Consider the following 18,544-nt stretch of genomic DNA (forward strand, 5'->3'; position numbering starts at 1 on the left):
GGCGAGGCTGGGGAGGCGTGAGGTGCGGTTGCGGTACTGTGCAGGATGGGACTCAAAGGGGCAGCCGCGAGGCGGGCGCAGGCGACGTAAGCACCGTAACGAGGGAGCGCGAGCGACCGAGTGAGGAGCGCAACGAGCGTGCGCCCGCCTCGCGGCTGGGGCTTTGGAAGTGTTCATCGCACCGTCACCGATCACTTATAAATACTCAACGCCAGAAACACAGCAATTCACCGCGTCAGCAACGATATATAAACAGCCGACAGCAACACCACTCATTCACGTATAAACGATCACCCCAACACACTGCGATCCTTACTCCCGGTGGCGTTCACCACTGTTCCTGTACTAAGCGAAATCGGGTCCAGAAATGTCTCTCGATGAGGATTTCAACGGAGCCCAGTAATTGGATTTCACCGCACCAGCGACGGTTTATAATCGATCAACGCCGGATCAAAGCCGACCGATCTCGCACCTCGGACGTGACCTCTCTCAGTCGTCCTCTGCGTCGATCGCCTCCGCACGGCCCTCGTCCGCGTCGCCCCGGTTCGGTCGACCGCCGTCGGATCGCTCGTCGGTTCGGAGCACGTGGCAGTCGCGGCACCGGGCCTCGTAGGACTCCTCGGCACCGACGAGGATCGTCGGATCGTCGACGTGGGCCGGCTCGCCCTCGATGAGCCGTTGGTTCCGGGAGGCGGGCTCACCGCAGACGGAACAGATAGCCTGCAGTTTGTCGACGTACTCGGCGGTCGCCATGAGTTGCGGAAGCGGTTCGAACGGCTCGCCGCGGAACGTCTGATCGGTTCCGGAGGCGATCACACGGGAGCCGCGGTCCGCCAAGGCCTCGCACACCTCGACGAGCGCGACGGAGAAGAAATTCGCCTCGTCGATAGCGACGACTTCCGGAAAGGGTTCGTCGTCGAGGATGTCGAAGGGACCGTCGCCCTCGTTGGCGACGACGGTGGCGTCCCACTGGCGGCCGGTGTGAGACCCGATCGTCGTCTCGCCGTACCGGTCGTCGACGGCCGGCTTGTAGACCGCAACGGACTGTCCGGCGATCTCGGATCGCCGGAGCCGCCTGAGTAGTTCCTCCGTTTTCCCGGAAAACATCGAACCGGAGATGACCTCGATCCATCCGGATCGAGTGATAGCGTGCATGTACTGAGGGGAACGAGCCAGCGACTAAATCGTTTCTCTCCGACGGCGATGCTGCCGGCGGTCGGCCGAACCGGGGCGACACGGACGGTATCCCGACCGGGTCACCGCCGATCGCGACACGACTACGTCACCGCCGATCGCGACACGACTACGTCACCGCCGATCACGACTCGCGAAACGTCGGCCGCGCCAGCGCGCCGCACGATCGCCCGCACGAGGTCCCGAGCGCCCGCAAGGTTGTCCGAGTCACCGTCGAGAACGAGGAGATCAGCGTCCCGTCCTTCCGCCACAACCCCCCGGTTCAGTCCCGCGATGCGCGCGCCGTTGACGGTCGCCATCCGCAGCACCTCGCGGGCGGGGAGGTCGGAGAGCTTCGCTGCGAACTCCATCTCGCGGAACATCGACGGTGAGTCGAGCATGACGTTGTCGGTGCCGAGCGCGACCGTCGTCCGCTCTGCCAGTTCGCGAATCGGCGGCACGCCGACGTTCGTCACGAGGTTCGAACGGGGGCAGACGACGACGGGGGTGCCGCGGTCCGCCAGCCGTTCGAGGTGGATCTCAGCCGCGTGGACCATGTGGACGAGGAAATCCGGGTCGAGGTCCATCGCGGGGTTGATGTCGTCGGCGTCGCGCTCGCCGGCGTGGATCCCGAACAGCTTCCCGGCCGCCCTCGTCTCGGCGCGCACGGCGTCGAAGTCCGCGTCGCGAGCCCCCGAGGCACCGTACCCGTCCGCGACCGAGAGCACGTCGGGGTCGTCGCGACCGAACACGACCGAGTCGATCGCGCGCTCGCCGGCGTCGACACCCTCGCCCGTGATCGCATCTCGCAGCGCGGCGACCCCCTCGACGCCGCCCTCGCGGAACTCGAGGAACGTCCCGGTTCCGGTCGACTCCATGTACCGGAGGCTGCGAGCCATCGCGGCGACCTTCTCCTCGCGGCTCGTCGACCGGAGGAGCCGGTGTTTGAGCCCGTCCGGCGGGGCGACGAGCTCGTCGAGCGAAAGCCCCTCTCCCGCCTCCTTGGCGATGGAGTCGCCGATGTGCGTGTGCGCGTTGACGAACGCGGGGAGGATCACGGCGTCCCCGTCGACTTCGCGCTCTTCGATCCGAACGATCTCGCCGTCGGCGACGACGATCCGTCCCTCGACGGGCTCGAAGTCGTCGCCGCGGAGGATCGTCCCTTCGAGGTGCATACGTGGCCGTCGCCGGGACGGGATTAAAACGTCACGGGAGCGGGCGAGGCGCGAGCGAGGCCGACCGTGGAGGCCGACCATGGTGGTCGTCCGGGTGACTGTCCGGGGCGATGGTCCGGAATGGTCGTCCGGAATGGTCGTCCGGAGTGGTCGTCCGGAGAGATCGTCCGAGACGCACACCTCCCGTCAGAACTCGTCGAGCGTCGTCGGCAGCGCGGCGCGGGCCTCGGTCACGAGCCCGTCGGGGTCGAGCCCGAGCACGTCGGCCGCGGCGCGCCCGACACGATCGGTCGCCGGTTCGGGGGCGTACACGCCGAGTCGCCACTGGTTGCGCTGGGCGGTTCGGAGCGCCGAGACGAGCGGAGACTGTCGTTCCAGCCGGCGGACCTCGCCGTTGACGGTGACGCGCGCGGTCGACTCGCGCATCGACGGCTCCGGCGGCACGTCGAGCACGACGTGCTCGCGATCGACGCCCGCCTCCTCGGCGATCTCGCGTTCGAGCGCCACCTCGGTCGGACGGTCCGCCTCGTGGATTCGGTCGGGAACGTCTCCGTACTCCGCCCACACCGCCAGTTTGTAGAGATCGCGCTCGTCGTACCGCCGGGAGAGTTCTGCGGTCTCCCGGCAGTCGCGGATCGCGGCGAGGAAGTCGTGGTCGTCCATCCGACGGAGATCGGTCGCGGTCGTCGCCGTCGCGTCGAGCAGGTCGCTCGCGGCCCGCCGAAGCATCGCCTTGGAGATGCGCGCGACGTGGTGGGTGTAGACGACCGGGTTCATCAGCGCACGCGCCAGCAGCAGGCTCTCCGCGGTCTGGACGTTCCCCTCGTCCAGGACGAGTGTCGGGCCCTCGCGCCCTTCCTCCTCAGTATCCGCGTCCTCGCCGCCGGCGTCGACGAACGTCAGTTCTCGGACGAAGCGCTCGGTGTCGATGGTGCCGTACGGGACGCCGGTGTGGTAGGCGTCTCGCACGAGGTAGTCCATGCGGTCGACGTCGAGCTCCCCCGAGACGAGCTGGCCGTACGTTCCCTCGCCGGCGACGAGTCCAGCGATGCGTTCTGGGTCGAGATCGTGACCGCGAAGGACCTCACCGACCGCGCCGGCCGCGAGCAACTCCTCCACGTCGTCGTGGTACTTCCCGGTCCGTCTGTGCGTGAGCGATTCGAGGTTGTGGCTGAACGGTCCGTGCCCCACGTCGTGGAGCATCGCCGCGGCCTCGATCCGGTCCGCGCGCCGCCCCTCGATCCCGAGGTGATCGAGCGCCCGGCTGGCGAGGTGGTAGACGCCGAGGCTGTGCTCGAATCGGGTGTGGTTCGCCGAGGGGTAGACCAACTGAACCGTTCCGAGCTGTTTGACGTGTCTGAGCCGCTGGACGGCGGGCGTGTCGAGGAGGTCCGCGGCGACACCGTCGATTTCGATGTGGTCGTGAACGGTGTCCTTGACCGTGATCATGCGTCGGCGTTCGGTGGCATGGAATAAAAGAGCGTGCGTGTTCCGGACGAAACGCTCGCGCGTCGCCCACTTCGCACCGGCGAGCACGGGTCGCCGGACGCCGAGCAGCGCTGGTCGCGGCACACTACACGTGACGCGTGTTGTGGTACACTTTATCAGTCTCGTGTGTGAACACGCGGACATGTACGATGTGCTCATCGGAATCGACAACGCGGAGGACGGGCGTGCTCTCGCGCAGGCCGAGGCGATAGCCGACCTACCGATCGAACCGGGGCAGGTCACCGCGCACCTGTGTCACGTCTTTCGGGAGAACCCCGAAGGGGCCTCCGTCCATCAGTTGGCGTCGGTCCGACGGGCGCGAAAGACGTTGGAGGAGGCGGGCGTGAACTGCGTCCACTACGAGGCGAGCGGTCGACCGGCCGACGAGCTGCTCTCAGCCGCGAAAGAGGTCGGAGCCGAGGCGATCTGCGTCTCCGGACGGAAGCGGCGTCCGACCGGGAAGGCCGTCTTCGGAAGCGTGACGCAGGACGTGATCCTCGGGGCGGACGTGCCGGTGCTCGCGGTTCCGGCCCCGTCTGCCGACTGAGACGAGGCGCGCGTGGCCGACTGGCCGGTCAGGCTGTCCGGTCAGGCCGTCCGATATGGTCGTCCGATCAGGCCGTTCGGCCGTCGATGCGAAGGCCCAGAACGTCTCTCGCGGCCCGGTGGACGTCGTCGACGCGGTCCGCCGGGCAGTAGACGCCGAGCTGCCAGCGACGGCGCTCCGCGCTCCGCAGCCCGGAGACCAGTTCCGAGGCGTCCTCCAGCCGTTGTGGAACGCCGTCGACGACGACGGTGGAGCCGGCCTCTTTGAGCCCCGGCCGCGACGGCACGTCGACGACCACCTCCTCCCCGTCGAGCCCGGTCGCGTCGGCGATCTCGCGCTCCGCCGCTCGCTCCTCCTCGTGACCGGCGTCGACGGTACCGGCCGGAACAGCATCGAGTCCGACCCACACCGCCCGCTTGTACAGGTCTCGGCGCTCGATGCGCCGCCCGAGCGCCGGAACCGTCTTTCGGAGCTCGACGAGGAGGTCGTGGTCGGCCATCCGCCGGAACGCCGCGGCGTCGGTCCCGGTCCGATCGAGGTACCGCTCGCAGGCGCGTTCAAGCATCGCGCCGGCGACCCGCGAGACGTGGTGTCGGTAGACGACCGCGTTCATCAGGGACCGGGCGACGAGTAGGCTCTCTGCGGTCGGGACGTTCCCCTCGGCGAGCACCAGTTCCGCGTCTCCGGGGTCCACCGGAGGGGCTCCGCTCGTCCCGTTCGTTCCACTCATTCCGCCCGCCCCGCTCGCCCCTCCGCCCCCGGCGAGACGGAGCTCGTTGACGAGCCGACCGGTGTCGACCGTGCCGTACGGGACGCCGGTGTGGTGTGCGTCGCGGACGAGGTAGTCCATGCGGTCGACGTCGAGCTCTCCCGAGACGAGGGCTCCGAGTCCCCCCTCGCCCGCGATCAGCGAGGCGACGCGTTCGGGGTCCAGCCCGTTGCGTTCGAGGACCTGACAGACCTCGCGGTTCGCGTCGGTGAGCAGCCACGCGATGTCGTCGTGGTCGCGGCCCGTCGCGCGCCGGATAATCCCCTCCGTCTGGTGGCCGTAGGGGCCGTGACCGACGTCGTGGAGCATCGCCGCGGCGCGCGCGTGCGAGGCGGTGTCCTCGTCGAGCCCGAGCCCCTCGATCGCTCCGCGCGCGAGGTGGTAGACGCCGAGGCTGTGCTCGAAGCGTGTGTGGTTCGCCGACGGGTACACCAACCGCACGGTGGACAGCTGTTTGATGTGACGCAACCGCTGAAAGGCGGGCGTGTCGACCAGCTCAGTCGCGACGTCTCCGAGCCGAACGTGGCCGTGAACGCTGTCCTTGATCGCCTTCATCGTCGGACCGACGGCCGCCGTTGAATTGGTCGTTTCGGCTTACCGGCGACACCCCCGATCGTCTCGGCACGTCACCTCCATCGTCCCCGCCATCGTCCCTGCCCCACCAGCTACTCGTCGACGATCTCGACGCCGAGGCGCTCTTCGACCGCGCGGACGACGGAGCCGCCGACGCCGGCCGTCGCGGCCCGGCCGTCCTCGATCGCGAACAGGTCGTCCTCGTCGACGTCGAGCTCCTCGGCCAGCTCCTCGACCGTGAGCCCGGCATCCCGGCGCGCGGCGGCTACGTCGTCGCCGTAGCCCGAGACGAGGTACGGGAGCCGATCGGACTCGTAGTTGGCCCCGCCCTCTTCCCAGTGTTTAGAATCGCCGGTCGCGGAGTCGTACATCTTCGCCTGCTTCCGGGCGATCTCCTTTTTCCGACTTTCCGTCGCCGTCGACTCGGAGCTGACCCCGCCCGAACTTCCTCCCGAACTCCCGCCGCTGCTGCCGCCGGAGCCCGAACCGCCGCGTCCGCTCGGGGCGTTCCCGGCGTCGTCGTGCGGACGACAGTTCGAACACACCAGCAGCTTCGCGCCGGCGACGGTCGCCCGCTTCAAGTTCGTGGTCTCGCGCCCGCAGAGCTCGCAGGCGTCGCCGTCGTCACCGCCGCCGCCACCGCCCGTCGAGTACTTCGCCATACCGCGAGTAGTGGGCCCGGACCGTTAAAAAGTCGTGGAGGCGCGGTCGTCGATTCGTCGCGGGAGCGCGGTACGTCACGCAAGGGAGTGCGGTACGTCACGCAAGGGAGTGCGGTACGTCACGCAAGAGAGCGCGTTTCGTCGCCGGCGGGACCGAACGCCGTCACTCGCCGTGCGGTCCCAGGTACCCCCACGCCTGCAAGCGGTCGCCGTCGCCGTCGATCCACCGCTCGCCGATGTCGTCGCGGTAGTACATGTTCGGCATCACGATGTCGTCGATTCGGTCATACGCCTGCTCGCGTGCGGCCTGCATCGTGTCGCCCTTGCCGGTCACGACGATCGGCATCCCGTTGTCGCCGGCGACGCGCCACTGGCCGTCGACCTTCTTCGCGTCTTCGAGGTGGATCCCGTCGCGGCTATCCGTCTCGAAGACGACGGCGGCGTTCCGGGAGTTCTCGTCGTACGTCTTCTCGTCGTCGAACGGGAACGGCGGAAGGACGATTCGAACGCCGATCTGGTAGCCGTTGTGAACCTCCGGTTGGGGGTCGTTGCCGTGGGCGAGATCGTAGAAGAACTCGCCGGTGGACGACTCGATCGACTCCTCCTGCAGCGCGATCGTCGGATAGCCGAACCGCGGCGTGAACTCCAGCGGATAGATGCCGGTCTCGTTCACGATGCAGTTGAGGTCGATGCTTCCGACGTAGCCTTCCTCTGCGAGCCAGTCTTCGAGCTTGCCGAACGTCTCTTCGAACAGTCTGTTCTGACCCGCCCAGAACATCGACGTCCCCATCTCGCCGGTCGAGGGGCCGATGTTCCCCGGGAATAATTTCTTGTGTTCGAAATTGAAATTGACCTGATCAATGAACTCGTTGCCGTTGAAAAAGCCGCAGATGGCGACTTCGACGCCCTCGACCTTCCGCTGGAGCTGGAAGCCCTTCATCCGGTGCCCCCACGCCTTCTTGTACGCCTTCAGGACGTCAACGACGTCGCTTCCGTCGTCCTCGTTTCCGACGTACAGGAGTCGCTTGACGTTCTGGACCTCGCCGAGCGGTTTGATGACGTACGGGGCGGGGTTCTCTTTGACGTGGCGGATCCCCTCGTCGAAGTCGTTGAAGATGTGGTGTTCGACGGTGTTCACGCCCTGTTCTTCGAGAATCTCCATCGCGTAACCACGATCCTCTTCGAGGTGATCGGTGTTCGGCGTCCCGCCCACGACGGCGTTGCCTCGCTCCCGAAGGTCCGCCGCGAGCTGTCCCGTGCCGATATCGGCACCGACCCAGATGTCGTCGAAGACGATCACGTCAGCCCAGTCGACCTCCGCCTCCCAGTCGTCGGTCTTCGGGACGAATCCGTCGCCGATCTCTCGATCTCTCTCGGCCTCGATGTGGTACTTCACGTCATGGCCCTCCCGGTGGACCTGCCACGCGAGGTCGGTGATCAACGCCGCGTCCGCAGAGACGAACAGGAACCGTTTGGACTCCATATTGATGCGTCGGCGGCCGGGGACTTGAGTATGCGTGGCGGTTGCGGCCGTCGATTGCGGCCGTCGTTGCGGTCGGGTTGTTGGCGGGTACCGACGGCGAACACGTTCGGGGGAACAGCCACCCGCGCGTCGCTCGTTCGGTCGGTATGAACGCCGACCGACCAGACGCAGAGCGACAGTTGGACGTCCGGGAGATCGACGGTGAGCCGTTCGGAGACATCATGGATGCGATCGCCGATCTCCCGGCAGATGAGTCGCTCTTGCTTATAAATAGCTTCGAGCCTGAGCCGCTGTACGGAGTCCTCGAAGCACGGGGGTTCCGGTACGAAACGACCGCGGGCGACAGGGACGGTGCGGACCGCTCGAACGACCCGGGCGTTTGGTACGTCGAGATACGCCGGAAGTGAGTCGACCGCGTTCGGTATCCTCCCCCTCGACGTTGCCGTCTCCGACGGTACGCCACAATTTCGACAACCGATGTCGGGCGATCGTCGACGACGACCGCAACTGCCACGGCGATTTCGCTATCGCGGTGACCGCACCGCAACAAGCACTGTGACCGCACCGCCGCGGCGACCGCAACCGCCACTGTGACCGTACCGCCACGGCGACCGCAACCACATACCCGCGGCGAGAGCGGTCACGTCGTCTCACCAGTCCGGTTTCTATTCCTCCGAACGAATCTTTATAAATAATAAATCGTGGTTGCCGTTGTCGAATACTGAGGGCGGAAAGTGGTCAGCTTTTTATTCGAGTGACTAAAAAGAATCGGCGAAGCGAATGTCACACGACACCAACGACGAGACGGGAGTTGCCGGCTTCGACGGGTCGGATATCCCCGCTCCGACGACGGATTCCGGCACTTTCGTCCTCGACCACGAGATCAGCGCGACGACAGACGCGACATCGGAGGCTGCCCGATAATGCCGGGGTCCAACAAGGATTGGTGGCCGAACCAGTTGAACCTTGATATCCTCGACGAACACGCCCGAAACGCCGGGCCGATGGACGAGGAGTTCGATTACGCAGCGGCGTTCGAAGAGCTCGACCTCGACGCCGTGAAAGCTGACATCGAGGACGTAATGACGACATCACGGGACTGGTGGCCGGCCGACTACGGCCACTACGGGCCGCTCTTTATCCGGATGGCGTGGCACAGCGCCGGCACGTACCGGACGCACGACGGTCGCGGCGGCGCGGCGGGCGGGCGACAGCGACTTCCGCCCCTCAACAGCTGGCCGGACAACGTCAACCTCGATAAGGCGCGGCGGCTGCTCTGGCCGGTCAAACAGAAGTACGGTCGCAAGCTCTCGTGGGCGGACCTGATCGTCCTCACGGGGAACGTCGCCCTCGAGTCGATGGGCTTCGAGACGTTCGGCTTCGCCGGCGGTCGCGAGGACGACTTCAAGCCCGACGACGCCGTCGACTGGGGTCCCGAAGAGGACTGGGAGATGACCTCGGCGGAGCGCTTCGACGAGGAGGGAAGCCTCGATGAGGCACTCGGGAACACCGTCATGGGCCTCATCTACGTGAATCCGGAGGGCCCGAACGGCGAGCCGGATCTGGACGGATCCGCGGCGAACATCCGCGACACGTTCAGCCACATGGCGATGGACGACAAGGAGACGGTCGCGCTCATCGCCGGCGGTCACACCTTCGGAAAGGTCCACGGTGCCGACTCTGGCGACAACCTCGGACCGGAGCCCGAGGACGCCCCCATCGACCTCCAGGGCCTCGGCTGGGACAACGAGCACGGCGAGGGCAAGGGCCCCGACGCGATCACCAGCGGAATCGAAGGGCCGTGGAACGCCACGCCGACCTCCTGGGACCTGAGCTACGTCAACAACCTGCTCAGCTACGAGTGGGAGCCGGAGAGAGGTCCCGGCGGTGCGTGGCAGTGGACCACGAAGAACGACGAACTCGACGACGCCGCACCCGGCGTGCAGGACCCCTCGGACAAGGAGGACGTGATGATGCTCACGACGGACGTCGCGCTGAAACACGACCCGGACTTCCGGGCGGTCTTAGAGGAGTTCCGCGACGATCCCGACGAGTTCCAGCAGTCGTTCGCGAAGGCGTGGTACAAGCTCATCCACCGCGACATGGGCCCGCCGGAGCGGTTCCTCGGTCCCGAGGTCCCCGAGGAGACGATGATCTGGCAGGACCCGCTTCCGGAGGCCGACTACGACGTCGTCGGCGAGGCGGAGATCGCCGACCTGGAGGAGCTGATCGGGGAGTCCGACCTCTCGATCGCCGAGCGGGTCAGGACCGCGTGGGCGTCCGCGTCGACGTTCCGCCACAGCGACAAGCGCGGGGGCGCGAACGGCGCGCGGGTCCGACTCGAACCCCAGCGGAGCTGGGAGGTCAACAACCCCGATCAGCTGGAGTCCGTACTGGAGACCTACGAGGAGATTCAGGCCGAGTTCAACGACTCGCGCGCTGACGACACCCGGGTGTCGCTCGCCGACCTCATCGTTCTCGGCGGCATCCTCGCCGTCGAGCGGGCCGCCGCGGACGCCGGCCACGACGTCGACGTCCCGTTCGAGCCGGGACGCGTCGACGCCACGCAGGAACAGACCGACGAGGAGTCCTTCGAGGTGCTCGAACCGGATGCGGACGGCTTCCGCAACTACCTCGGTGAGGGCCTCCCGCACGAGCCGGAGCGAGAGATGGTCGACAAGGCAGAGCTGCTTCGGCTGAGCGTCCCCGAGATGGCGGTGCTCGTCGGCGGAATGCGCGTCCTCGACGCGAACTACGACGACTCCGATCACGGCGTGTTCACCGATGAGCCTGAGACGCTGACGAACGACTTCTTCGTCAACCTGCTCGACTTCGACCGCGACTGGGAGCCCGTCGACGAAGACGAGGAGCTCTTCGAACTCCGCGACCGCGAGACCGGTGAGGTCGACTGGACGGCGACCCGGTTCGACCTGATCTTCGGCTCGAACTCCCGACTCCGCGCCGTCTCCGAGGTCTATGGCGCTGCCGACGGCGAGGAGAAGTTCGTTCGGGACTTCGCCGACGCGTGGAGCAAGGTCATGTCGCTCGACCGCTTCGACCTCTAGTCGGCCTGTTAGTCGGTCGATCGCATCTTTTTCGCGGGTCCGGTTTATAAGTGGTTGACGACGGATCGACGGTGAACACTTCCAAAGCCCCAGTCGCCGGCGGCTTCAAGAGGGACGAAGGGTCCTCCCTGCTTGCGTCGGCGGAGTTCGTCCTCGCGCCTGCCCCTTTGAGTCCCACCCGACCGCACCGCCCAGCACCTCACGCCTCCCCAGCCTCGGCGGACGGCCCAACGCGGGCAAAGCCGCGCCGGACCGCCACCTCCCTCGCGGACTCCTCGCGCCCTAATGGGCGCTCGGAGGCGCGCCACCGCACCGTCAGTTGCTTATATATGAACCCTCCCGGCTGTCCGCTCACACGACTCGGTTTTTGAGGTCGTCGCCGGCGTCGAGCCGGTCCATGTTCTCCGCGAGGATGTCGGCGACGCGCTCGTAGTAGTACGGGGTGTGACCGGCGTTGTGCGGGGTGATCGTGACGTTGCTGAGCCCCCACAGCGGGTGGTCCTCTGGCAGCGGTTCCGGGTCGGTCACGTCGAGCGCCGCGCCGCGGATTCGGCTGTTCCGGAGGTCCGAGACGAGCGCATCGGTGTCGACGACCGGGCCGCGAGCAATGTTGACGAGGACGGCGTCCGAGCGCATGGTCCGAAGCGCCTCGGCGTCGACGAGCCCGCGCGTCGTCTCGGTGAGGGGGCACGCAAGCACGACGTACTCGGCGTCGGCGATCGCCTCGTGAAAGTCGTCGAAGCCGTACACATCGTCGGTGGGACCGCCCTTCTCCGGGGAGTAGCGGACGCCGACCGTGTCGACGTCGAACGGCTCCAACCGGTCGACGATCGTCTCCCCTATCGCACCGAGGCCGACGATCGCCACCGTCGAGCCGTACACCTCGGTCGTCTCGTAGTTCCGCCACTCGCGGCGTGCCTGCTGGCGGTGGGCGCGGTCCCACTGCCGGGCGTGGGTGATCATCGCGCCGAGGACGTACTCAGAGATGTTCGGCCCGTGGACGCCCGAGGCGTTCGTCACGGCGACACCCCTGTCTGCGAGGGCCTCACCCGGGAGGTGGCCCGTCCCCGCGAACACGCACGCGAACAGTTCGAGGTTCTCGGCGGCCGCCAACTGCTCTTCGTCGATGTCGAGCCCGACGGCGACGCGGGCCGTCTCGAGTAGCTTGCGCTCCTCCTCGGGCGTCTGCGCCCGAGCTACCTCGGCGTCGGGGAGCCGTTCGCGAACCGCAGCGGCGAGGTCTCGACCGTCCGAACCGTGGATCGTCTGGCGCAACACGACGACGTCTGGATCGCTCATGGCGATGGACTCGCCGCGACACATAAAAAGAGTGCCCGTTCGGCGAAGGGTGCCGACTTCCGGAGCCGAGCGCGCCAGCCGGCGGCGCGGTCCGGCTACTCTGTCGACGCCGCCTCGAACGCCCGTCGGAGGTCCGCCTTCATGTCGTCGACGTGTTCGATTCCGACGGACACTCGAATGAGGCCGTCGGTGAGCCCGGCATCGAGCCGCTCCTCGCGGGGGATCGCCGCGTGGGTCATCGCGGCGGGCTGCTCGATGAGGCTCTCGACGCCGCCGAGCGACTCCGCGAGCGTGAACACCTCGGTCTCGGTGACGACGGTCGACGCCTGATCGAGCGTGCCGTCGAATTCGAACGAGAGCATCCCGCCGAACGCGTCCATCTGCTCCGCCGCGAGATCGTGGTCCGGGTGCGACTCCAAGCCGGGATAGTACACCCGGCTCACGTCGTCGCGGCCCTCCAGCCACTCGGCCAGTTCCATCGCGTTCTCGCAGTGGCGGTCCATCCGCACGGGGAGCGTCTTGGTCCCGCGGAGGACGAGAAAGTCGTCGAAGGGTCCCGGCGTCGCGCCGACCGAGTTCTGGTAGAACCCGAGCCGTTCGTCGAGGTCCGCGTCGTCGACGACGAGCGCCCCGCCGATCGTGTCCGAGTGACCGCCGAGGTACTTCGTGAGCGACTGGCAAACGATGTCAGCGCCGCGTTCGAGCGGACGCTGGAGGTACGGCGTCGCGAACGTGTTGTCGACCGCACACAGCGCGTCGTTGTCGTGAGCGATCTCGGCGAGCGCGCCGATGTCGTTGACGTTCATCAAGGGGTTCGTCGGCGTTTCGACCCACACCAGTTCGGTCGCGGGACGCATCGCGTCTCGGACCGCGTCGTGATCGGTCGTGTCGACGAACGTCGTCTCGAGGTCGTACTGCTCGTACACCTGCGTCAGGATCCGGTGGGTTCCCCCGTACACGTCGTTTCCGGCGACGACGTGGTCGCCCGCCTCCAGCAGGTTGAGAACGGTGTTGATAGCCCCCATACCCGAGGAGAAGCAGCGCGCGTGGTTTCCCGACTCCAGCGAGGCCAAGTTGGCTTCGAGGTCGCTCCGAGTCGGATTCCCGGTCCGGCTGTACTCGTAGCCGCGGTGCTCGCCCGGTCCGTCCTGTTCGTACGTGGAGTTCGCGTGAATCGGCGTCATCAGCGCGCCGGTCACGGGGTCCGGGTCTTGTCCCGCGCGAATCGCGCGAGTCTCGAACCGGTGGTCGTCGCCACCCCCGTGGTTTCTCCCGTTGTCGCTGGTTCCTCCGCTCTCATCGGTCCCGTCGGATCGGTTGCTCATGGGTCACTCTCGTCGCCGAGAGTCGTGATACTTCCCCTTTCGAACGAAGTGAAAAGCGAGCGCAGCTGCTCACGGTTCGGGTCTGTGAGAAGTGCTCGGTCAGGGATTTGAACCCTGGTCGTCGGCTGTCTTCCAAACCGGCGCACCGTCGCGCCGCGTCTGCCGAAAGGCCAACATGATTGGCCGGACTACACCAACCGAGCGCAATTTCGGCTTGTGTCGCATCCGATTTAACTCTTCTCAACTCCCCGCCCTGTGGGAATCGTCGTCAGGGTGACCTGCGAGCGGAACCGTCGTCGGATCGGAGACGAAGCGACCTCCGGAGACGTTGACTGGTGACGACTGCCAAGGGTCTGACCCAATTAATATATATCAGTATATAGATCTGGTACTGAAAGCAACCACACTCACGACTGGATCTCCATTCGCGGTTATTTTCGTCAAAAACCCGCCCGTTCGCTCTTATCCGCCGTATAGTTGAATATATATTTTGAACAGATTTATAGTACGTACGGTGGTTACGGGAGATATGGAGACGAGGAAGGTGCAAGTCACCGGCGGTTCGACGTACACGGTCTCGATTCCGAAGACGTGGGCCACTGAAAACGACGTCGAGGCCGGAACGGAGATCCAGTTCCACCCCGACGGCGACTCGCTGTTCCTCACGCCCCGATCGGAGGAGGAGCGAACTCGCGGGACGCTCGACATCACCGACCTGACGGGGCAGGCGCTCACTCGTGCGGTGACGACGATGTACGTCAGCGGGTTCGACACCATCGAGCTGGCGGCCTCGGACATCACCACCGAGCAGCGGTCGATGGTCCGCGAGGCGGTCCAGAGCCTCGTCGGGCTGGAGGTGTTAGAGGAGACTCGCGACCGAATCGTCGTCCAGGACCTGCTCGACTCCTCGGAGCTGTCCATCCACAACGCGGTCACCCGAATGCGGCTGATCTCGCTGTCGATGCTGGAGGACGCGATCGCCGCGCTCTCGGAGCGGAACCACGAACTCGCGCGCGACGTGATCGGCCGCGACGACGACCTCGACCGGCTGTGGCTCGTCGTCTCACGGATCTTCCGAGCGACGTTGCGGACCCCCAAGGCGGCCGAGGAGCTCGGTCTCCCCCGCGAGGAGTGTTTCGACTATCACTCCAGCGCCAGACAGCTGGAGCGGATCGGCGACCACGCGACGAAGATCGCCCACCTGACGCTCAGCATCGAAGATCCGCTCCCCGACGACGTCGTCGAGGCGGTCCAGGAACTCCACGCCGACGCCGTCGAGGTGATCGATACCGCGATGGACGCGCTGTTCGACGACGACACCGACGAAGCGACGCGGCTCGCGAACGAGGCGCGAACCGGCGTCAGAGCGATCGACGAGCGCGTCCGCGCCATCGACGAGCTCCTCCGCGACCTCGATCCGGCCCGCGCACAGCTGCTCGGACTCGTCGTCGACTCCGTACTCCGGTCGGCCGACTACGGCGGCAACGTGGCCGAGACCGCGCTCCAGAAGGCGGCACCGACGCCGTGAGTCGGGTGGTTTTTCAGCGTCCCGACCCGACTCCGAGGTATGCCACAGATCGAACTCGGCGTGCCGAAGGGCGTCGTCGAGTCGCTGCCGGAGAACGACGAAACCGCGGAACGCGACATGCGCCGAGCGATTGCCGGGATCCAGTCGCGATTGAACGAGGCGATAGACGGTACCGATCCCGCGGAGGCGGCCGAGGTCGTCGCCGACGCGGTCGAGCGCATGGAAGAGCAGGCGAGCACGTACCACGAGTTCGTTCCCGAACTACGCGCGTGGGGACAGTCGCCGATCTACGCGATCGCGTGGCGGAACCTCTACGTTGAGCTGATCGGCCAGCTGTACGAACACGAGTGGCTCGGCGAGGATCTGGACCGCGAGCGGAACTTCCGGCTCGTCGAGGACGGGATTCGCCTCTCGGATCTGTAGCGCTCTCCGCCGTCGCCCGTTTTTAAGCCGCCGGGGGTCGATGGACGGATATGGAACTGGAACTTCGGTTCTTCGCGACGTTTCGCGAGGCCGCCGGCGGGAAGACCGTCGAAGCGGAGTTCGACGACGGCTCGACCGTCGGCGACGTCCTGCGGGACCTGGAGGCCGAGTACGAGGGGATGACCGGCCGCCTCATCGTCGACGGCGGGCTCGCTCCGCAGATCAACGTCTTGAAGAACGGCCGCGAGGTGCTCCACCTCGACGGGCTCGACACGACCCTCGCGGACGGCGATCGCCTTTCGGTGTTTCCGCCGGTTGCGGGTGGTTCATGAGCGACGACCTCACGCCCGCCGAAGAGGGATGGGTGCGCGAGGAGGTCGCCTACCGAGGGATTTCCCGCCGGCTCGCCGCCCACTACCTCGTCAACCTCGGCGGCGAACTCGTCGGGACGGATGACCCCGCGGAAGCGACTCGCGTGAACGGGGACGGGTGGCGCGCCACGCTCAGCGCGGAGACGGTGACGGCCGCGGCCGCGATCACGCTCACCGAGGTGACGGCGTCGTTTACGGGCGACCCGGAGGTGCTGGCGGAACTGCTCCCGAAGTACCGACAGAAGGCGATGCGCGCCGGCGGCTGATGCCCGGCGACGAGGGAGCGGAAGGGCCGAAGGAGGTGGAGGAGTCGGCCGGGAGTTATCCGATCGAGGGAACCGCGCTCGTGAAGACGGCCGCCCTGGCGAGCGTCCCGGCCGAACGCCTTCCGACGCTGTTGGCTCGGGTGCAGGCCGATCTCGGTCCTCGAATCGACGAGTACCACCGCAGATACGAGCGGATCGCGGCCGATTCCGGGCGCGAGACGTTCCTCGTCGAGCCGGACCACTGGGAAGGCGTCGGCAATCGCCTCGGGCTCTCCGATCGCGAGCGGGACGCGGTCACGCGCGCCCACGAGACCGCGGTCGAGCGCGTCGGCGCGGACGAGGGACGGCGCGAGGAGTTCGAAGCCGCCCTGGAGATCCGGTCTGGAGTCGTCGTCGGGACAGCGGAACGAAAGGGAGACGGGGACAACTGAGCGGCCGGCTCGAATCCGCTGGCGAGCAGACCTCGACCGCACCGACTTCGACCGAACCGCACCGACTTCGACTGACCCGCACCGACGCCTTTTCGGCCCCGCACGTGGACGTGCAGACAATGCGACTCGCTCGCCTGCTCACTCCCGACGGACCGGTTTCTGGACGCTACGAGGACGGGACAATCGTCGCCGAGGACGGCCGCTACGAGGTCGGCCGGGACGGACGCCTGCTCCCCCCGTGTGAGCCCAGCGCGCTGTACTGCGTCGGTCGCAATTACGTCGAGACGCTCGACCAGATGGAGTACGAGCGCCCCGAGGAGCCGGACTTCTTCATCAAGCCCCCCGCGAGCCTGCTCGCGCACGGCGAAGAGATCCGGTATCCGGAGTGGACCGACGAGCTGACCTACGCCGGCGAGCTCGTCGCAGTGATCGACGAGCGCTGTCGGGACCTCGAACCCGCGGACGTGCCGGACGTCGTTCGCGGCTACTCGATCTTGAACGACGTCGACGCTCTCGACCAGCAGGGCCGGACCGCGCGCAAGGCCTTCGACGGCTCCGCGCCGCTCGGGCCGTGGATCGAGACCGACGTGGACCCGACGAATCTCGACATCTCTACGACCGTCGGCGGGGAACAGCGCCAGGACGCGAACACCGAGCTGATGCTGTTCGGGCCCCGCGAGATCGTCTCGTACCTCTCGAAGCGGTTCACCTTCGAGCCGGGCGACGTCGTCGCGTTCGGGAGCCCGGCGAATCCGGGGCTCGTGGAACCCGGGGAGTCCGTCGAGATCACCTACGAGGGCGTCGGCACGCTATCGAATCGGGTCGTCCAGAACTAGAGGCAGGAGCGGAACGCGACCGTACTATCCTCCGCCGACCCTTCAGTCGAGGTCGACCTCGACGTCGTGGCGGATCCCGGCCGCCTTCACCGTATTGTAAAGGAGCATCGCGCGCGTCATCGGCCCGACGCCCCCGGGGACCGGCGTGATCGCGCCGGCGGTCTCGCTGGCGGAGTCGTAATCGACGTCCCCCACGAGCGCGTACCCCTTCTCCGTGTCCGCGTCGACGCGATTGATCCCCACGTCGATCACGGTCGCGCCCGGTTTGAGCATCGATCCGTCGATGAATTCGGGGATCCCGGCGGCAGCGACGACGAGGTCGGCGTCGGCGAGCTTTCCGTCCAGATCTTCCGTCCGCGAGTGACAGACGGTGGTGGTCGCGTTGCCGACCGGTCCCTTCTGGATCAGGAGGTTCGCCATCGGTTTCCCGACGATGTCCGACCGGCCGATGACGACCGCGTCGGCACCCTCGGTCTCCACGTCGTAGGCTTCGAGGAGCTTCTGGACGCCGTGGGGCGTACAGGGTTTAAATCGGGCATCGCCCGCGACGAGCCGGCCGACGTTTTCGGGGTGGAACCCGTCGACGTCCTTTTCCGGATCGATCTGCCGGAGGACGCTCCGTTTGTCGACGTGATCGGGGACGGGGAGCTGCACGAGGATACCGTGGACGTCGTCGCGCTCGTTGAGGTCGTCTATCGTCTCGTACAGCTCTTCTGCGGGCGCGTCGGCGTCGATCTCGACGTGGATCCCCTCAATACCGACCTCCTCGCAGTCGCGCTGTTTCATCGAGACGTACGTCTCGCTCGCGGGATCGTCGCTCATCAACACGGTGGCGAGCCCGGGCGTCACGCCGGCGGATTCGAGCGTCTCGACGCGCTCGGCGACCTCAGCGCGCACGTCGGCGGCGACGGCGCTCCCGTCGATGATCTCGGTCATACCCGACCGAGGGCGAGCCGATATAAAAGTGACGCGGGATCATGCGTATGTGGACAGAACGAACTTGCGATGTATGCGCGAGTGTGGATCGAATCCGCCGCGTCGGAAGTGGATCAATGGCACGCTCGACGACCGAATCAACGACCGCGTCAGCGGCTCGGTGGGATAAAAGCGCGCGGCTTCGGGGGTAGGGA

The 18,544-nt window shown here is 66.7% G+C and carries 19 protein-coding genes and 1 tRNA gene; 10 read left to right on the forward strand and 10 right to left on the reverse strand.

Features of this window, described 5'->3' with window-relative positions; all coding sequences use genetic code 11:
• Positions 1–489: 489 nt before the first annotated feature.
• The 3 genes from ACFQEY_RS15160 to ACFQEY_RS15170 form a co-directional block, all read right to left on the reverse strand.
• Positions 490–1,155, reverse strand: coding sequence for a thymidine kinase (locus ACFQEY_RS15160; RefSeq protein WP_379770149.1), 666 nt, complete (start codon positions 1,153–1,155; stop codon positions 490–492).
• Positions 1,156–1,277: 122 nt separating this feature from the next.
• The gene (locus ACFQEY_RS15165) at positions 1,278–2,348 is read right to left on the reverse strand and encodes an amidohydrolase family protein (protein ID WP_379770151.1); all 1,071 of its coding nucleotides are present in this window, start codon (positions 2,346–2,348) and stop codon (positions 1,278–1,280) included.
• 186 nt (positions 2,349–2,534) lie between these two features.
• Positions 2,535–3,797 carry an HD domain-containing protein gene (locus tag ACFQEY_RS15170; protein ID WP_379770153.1) on the reverse strand — a complete coding sequence of 421 codons (1,263 nt, stop codon included), beginning with the start codon at positions 3,795–3,797 and terminating at the stop codon, positions 2,535–2,537.
• A gap of 181 nt (positions 3,798–3,978) precedes the next feature.
• Between ACFQEY_RS15170 and ACFQEY_RS15175 the strand changes: the two genes are divergently transcribed.
• Positions 3,979–4,383: a universal stress protein gene (locus ACFQEY_RS15175; protein WP_379770155.1), complete on the forward strand. Its 405-nt coding sequence runs from the start codon at positions 3,979–3,981 to the stop codon at positions 4,381–4,383.
• Positions 4,384–4,450: 67 nt separating this feature from the next.
• On the opposite strand, the gene ACFQEY_RS15180 is transcribed toward ACFQEY_RS15175, so the two are convergent.
• From ACFQEY_RS15180 to ACFQEY_RS15190, 3 genes are all read right to left on the reverse strand, one after another.
• Positions 4,451–5,707, reverse strand: coding sequence for an HD domain-containing protein (locus tag ACFQEY_RS15180; protein WP_379770157.1), 1,257 nt, complete (start codon positions 5,705–5,707; stop codon positions 4,451–4,453).
• 110 nt (positions 5,708–5,817) lie between these two features.
• A complete protein-coding gene (locus ACFQEY_RS15185; RefSeq protein WP_379770159.1) occupies positions 5,818–6,387 on the reverse strand; it encodes a helix-turn-helix domain-containing protein in 570 nt (189 codons plus the stop codon).
• Between the two features lie 163 nt (positions 6,388–6,550).
• On the reverse strand, positions 6,551–7,870 hold the full coding sequence (locus tag ACFQEY_RS15190; protein WP_379770162.1) for a phosphoribosylamine--glycine ligase: 1,320 nt from the start codon (positions 7,868–7,870) through the stop codon (positions 6,551–6,553).
• Between the two features lie 146 nt (positions 7,871–8,016).
• On the opposite strand from ACFQEY_RS15190, the gene ACFQEY_RS15195 reads away from it, so the two are divergent.
• From ACFQEY_RS15195 to katG, 3 genes are all read left to right on the forward strand, one after another.
• Positions 8,017–8,277, forward strand: a complete 261-nt coding sequence (locus ACFQEY_RS15195) for a DUF2249 domain-containing protein (RefSeq protein ID WP_379770164.1) — start codon at positions 8,017–8,019, stop codon at positions 8,275–8,277.
• Between the two features lie 373 nt (positions 8,278–8,650).
• The gene (locus ACFQEY_RS15200; RefSeq protein ID WP_379770166.1) at positions 8,651–8,794 is read left to right on the forward strand and encodes a hypothetical protein; all 144 of its coding nucleotides are present in this window, start codon (positions 8,651–8,653) and stop codon (positions 8,792–8,794) included.
• Positions 8,794–10,935 carry a catalase/peroxidase HPI gene (gene katG / locus ACFQEY_RS15205; RefSeq protein ID WP_379770169.1) on the forward strand — a complete coding sequence of 714 codons (2,142 nt, stop codon included), beginning with the start codon at positions 8,794–8,796 and terminating at the stop codon, positions 10,933–10,935. The genes ACFQEY_RS15200 and katG overlap by 1 nt, the downstream gene beginning before the upstream one ends.
• A gap of 351 nt (positions 10,936–11,286) precedes the next feature.
• Here the strand turns inward: katG and ACFQEY_RS15210 are convergent, their stop codons facing one another.
• The 3 genes from ACFQEY_RS15210 to ACFQEY_RS15220 form a co-directional block, all read right to left on the reverse strand.
• A complete protein-coding gene (locus ACFQEY_RS15210; RefSeq protein WP_379770171.1) occupies positions 11,287–12,234 on the reverse strand; it encodes a D-2-hydroxyacid dehydrogenase in 948 nt (315 codons plus the stop codon).
• 95 nt (positions 12,235–12,329) lie between these two features.
• Entirely contained in the window at positions 12,330–13,559 is a 1,230-nt protein-coding gene (locus tag ACFQEY_RS15215) for a cystathionine gamma-synthase (protein ID WP_379770174.1), read from the reverse strand.
• Between the two features lie 92 nt (positions 13,560–13,651).
• Positions 13,652–13,762, reverse strand: a tRNA-Glu gene (locus ACFQEY_RS15220).
• Between the two features lie 326 nt (positions 13,763–14,088).
• Between ACFQEY_RS15220 and ACFQEY_RS15225 the strand changes: the two genes are divergently transcribed.
• The 6 genes from ACFQEY_RS15225 to ACFQEY_RS15250 all read left to right on the forward strand — a co-directional run bounded on the left by ACFQEY_RS15225 (position 14,089) and on the right by ACFQEY_RS15250 (position 17,414).
• A complete protein-coding gene (locus ACFQEY_RS15225; protein ID WP_379770176.1) occupies positions 14,089–15,087 on the forward strand; it encodes a PhoU domain-containing protein in 999 nt (332 codons plus the stop codon).
• 39 nt (positions 15,088–15,126) lie between these two features.
• Positions 15,127–15,510, forward strand: coding sequence for a hypothetical protein (locus tag ACFQEY_RS15230; protein ID WP_379770178.1), 384 nt, complete (start codon positions 15,127–15,129; stop codon positions 15,508–15,510).
• Positions 15,511–15,560: 50 nt separating this feature from the next.
• The gene (locus tag ACFQEY_RS15235) at positions 15,561–15,842 is read left to right on the forward strand and encodes a ubiquitin-like small modifier protein 1 (protein WP_379770180.1); all 282 of its coding nucleotides are present in this window, start codon (positions 15,561–15,563) and stop codon (positions 15,840–15,842) included.
• Complete coding sequence (locus ACFQEY_RS15240; RefSeq protein WP_379770183.1) at positions 15,839–16,147, forward strand: MoaD-like domain-containing protein; 309 nt, start codon at positions 15,839–15,841, stop codon at positions 16,145–16,147. Before ACFQEY_RS15235 ends, ACFQEY_RS15240 begins: the two co-directional genes overlap by 4 nt.
• Positions 16,147–16,578 carry a DUF8048 family protein gene (locus tag ACFQEY_RS15245; protein WP_379770185.1) on the forward strand — a complete coding sequence of 144 codons (432 nt, stop codon included), beginning with the start codon at positions 16,147–16,149 and terminating at the stop codon, positions 16,576–16,578. The genes ACFQEY_RS15240 and ACFQEY_RS15245 overlap by 1 nt, the downstream gene beginning before the upstream one ends.
• A 119-nt stretch (positions 16,579–16,697) precedes the next feature.
• The gene (locus ACFQEY_RS15250) at positions 16,698–17,414 is read left to right on the forward strand and encodes a fumarylacetoacetate hydrolase family protein (RefSeq protein WP_379770188.1); all 717 of its coding nucleotides are present in this window, start codon (positions 16,698–16,700) and stop codon (positions 17,412–17,414) included.
• A gap of 42 nt (positions 17,415–17,456) precedes the next feature.
• Here the strand turns inward: ACFQEY_RS15250 and ACFQEY_RS15255 are convergent, their stop codons facing one another.
• The gene (locus ACFQEY_RS15255; RefSeq protein WP_379770190.1) at positions 17,457–18,350 is read right to left on the reverse strand and encodes a tetrahydrofolate dehydrogenase/cyclohydrolase catalytic domain-containing protein; all 894 of its coding nucleotides are present in this window, start codon (positions 18,348–18,350) and stop codon (positions 17,457–17,459) included.
• Positions 18,351–18,544: the final 194 nt, after the last annotated feature.

The organism is Halorubrum trueperi, assembly GCF_042662525.1.
In the GTDB taxonomy this organism is placed as follows: Archaea; Halobacteriota; Halobacteria; order Halobacteriales; family Haloferacaceae; genus Halorubrum; species Halorubrum trueperi.

Bases quoted from the DNA above. Each gene is read 5' to 3' on its own strand.
- ACFQEY_RS15160 (WP_379770149.1), bottom strand. From the start codon at position 1,155: ATGCACGCTATCACTCGATCCGGATGGATCGAGGTCATCTCCGGTTCG.
- ACFQEY_RS15165 (WP_379770151.1), bottom strand. From the start codon at position 2,348: ATGCACCTCGAAGGGACGATCCTCCGCGGCGACGACTTCGAGCCCGTC.
- ACFQEY_RS15170 (WP_379770153.1), bottom strand. From the start codon at position 3,797: ATGATCACGGTCAAGGACACCGTTCACGACCACATCGAAATCGACGGT.
- ACFQEY_RS15175 (WP_379770155.1), top strand. From the start codon at position 3,979: ATGTACGATGTGCTCATCGGAATCGACAACGCGGAGGACGGGCGTGCT.
- ACFQEY_RS15180 (WP_379770157.1), bottom strand. From the start codon at position 5,707: ATGAAGGCGATCAAGGACAGCGTTCACGGCCACGTTCGGCTCGGAGAC.
- ACFQEY_RS15185 (WP_379770159.1), bottom strand. From the start codon at position 6,387: ATGGCGAAGTACTCGACGGGCGGTGGCGGCGGCGGTGACGACGGCGAC.
- ACFQEY_RS15190 (WP_379770162.1), bottom strand. From the start codon at position 7,870: ATGGAGTCCAAACGGTTCCTGTTCGTCTCTGCGGACGCGGCGTTGATC.
- ACFQEY_RS15195 (WP_379770164.1), top strand. From the start codon at position 8,017: ATGAACGCCGACCGACCAGACGCAGAGCGACAGTTGGACGTCCGGGAG.
- ACFQEY_RS15200 (WP_379770166.1), top strand. From the start codon at position 8,651: ATGTCACACGACACCAACGACGAGACGGGAGTTGCCGGCTTCGACGGG.
- katG (WP_379770169.1), top strand. From the start codon at position 8,794: ATGCCGGGGTCCAACAAGGATTGGTGGCCGAACCAGTTGAACCTTGAT.
- ACFQEY_RS15210 (WP_379770171.1), bottom strand. From the start codon at position 12,234: ATGAGCGATCCAGACGTCGTCGTGTTGCGCCAGACGATCCACGGTTCG.
- ACFQEY_RS15215 (WP_379770174.1), bottom strand. From the start codon at position 13,559: ATGAGCAACCGATCCGACGGGACCGATGAGAGCGGAGGAACCAGCGAC.
- ACFQEY_RS15225 (WP_379770176.1), top strand. From the start codon at position 14,089: ATGGAGACGAGGAAGGTGCAAGTCACCGGCGGTTCGACGTACACGGTC.
- ACFQEY_RS15230 (WP_379770178.1), top strand. From the start codon at position 15,127: ATGCCACAGATCGAACTCGGCGTGCCGAAGGGCGTCGTCGAGTCGCTG.
- ACFQEY_RS15235 (WP_379770180.1), top strand. From the start codon at position 15,561: ATGGAACTGGAACTTCGGTTCTTCGCGACGTTTCGCGAGGCCGCCGGC.
- ACFQEY_RS15240 (WP_379770183.1), top strand. From the start codon at position 15,839: ATGAGCGACGACCTCACGCCCGCCGAAGAGGGATGGGTGCGCGAGGAG.
- ACFQEY_RS15245 (WP_379770185.1), top strand. From the start codon at position 16,147: ATGCCCGGCGACGAGGGAGCGGAAGGGCCGAAGGAGGTGGAGGAGTCG.
- ACFQEY_RS15250 (WP_379770188.1), top strand. From the start codon at position 16,698: ATGCGACTCGCTCGCCTGCTCACTCCCGACGGACCGGTTTCTGGACGC.
- ACFQEY_RS15255 (WP_379770190.1), bottom strand. From the start codon at position 18,350: ATGACCGAGATCATCGACGGGAGCGCCGTCGCCGCCGACGTGCGCGCT.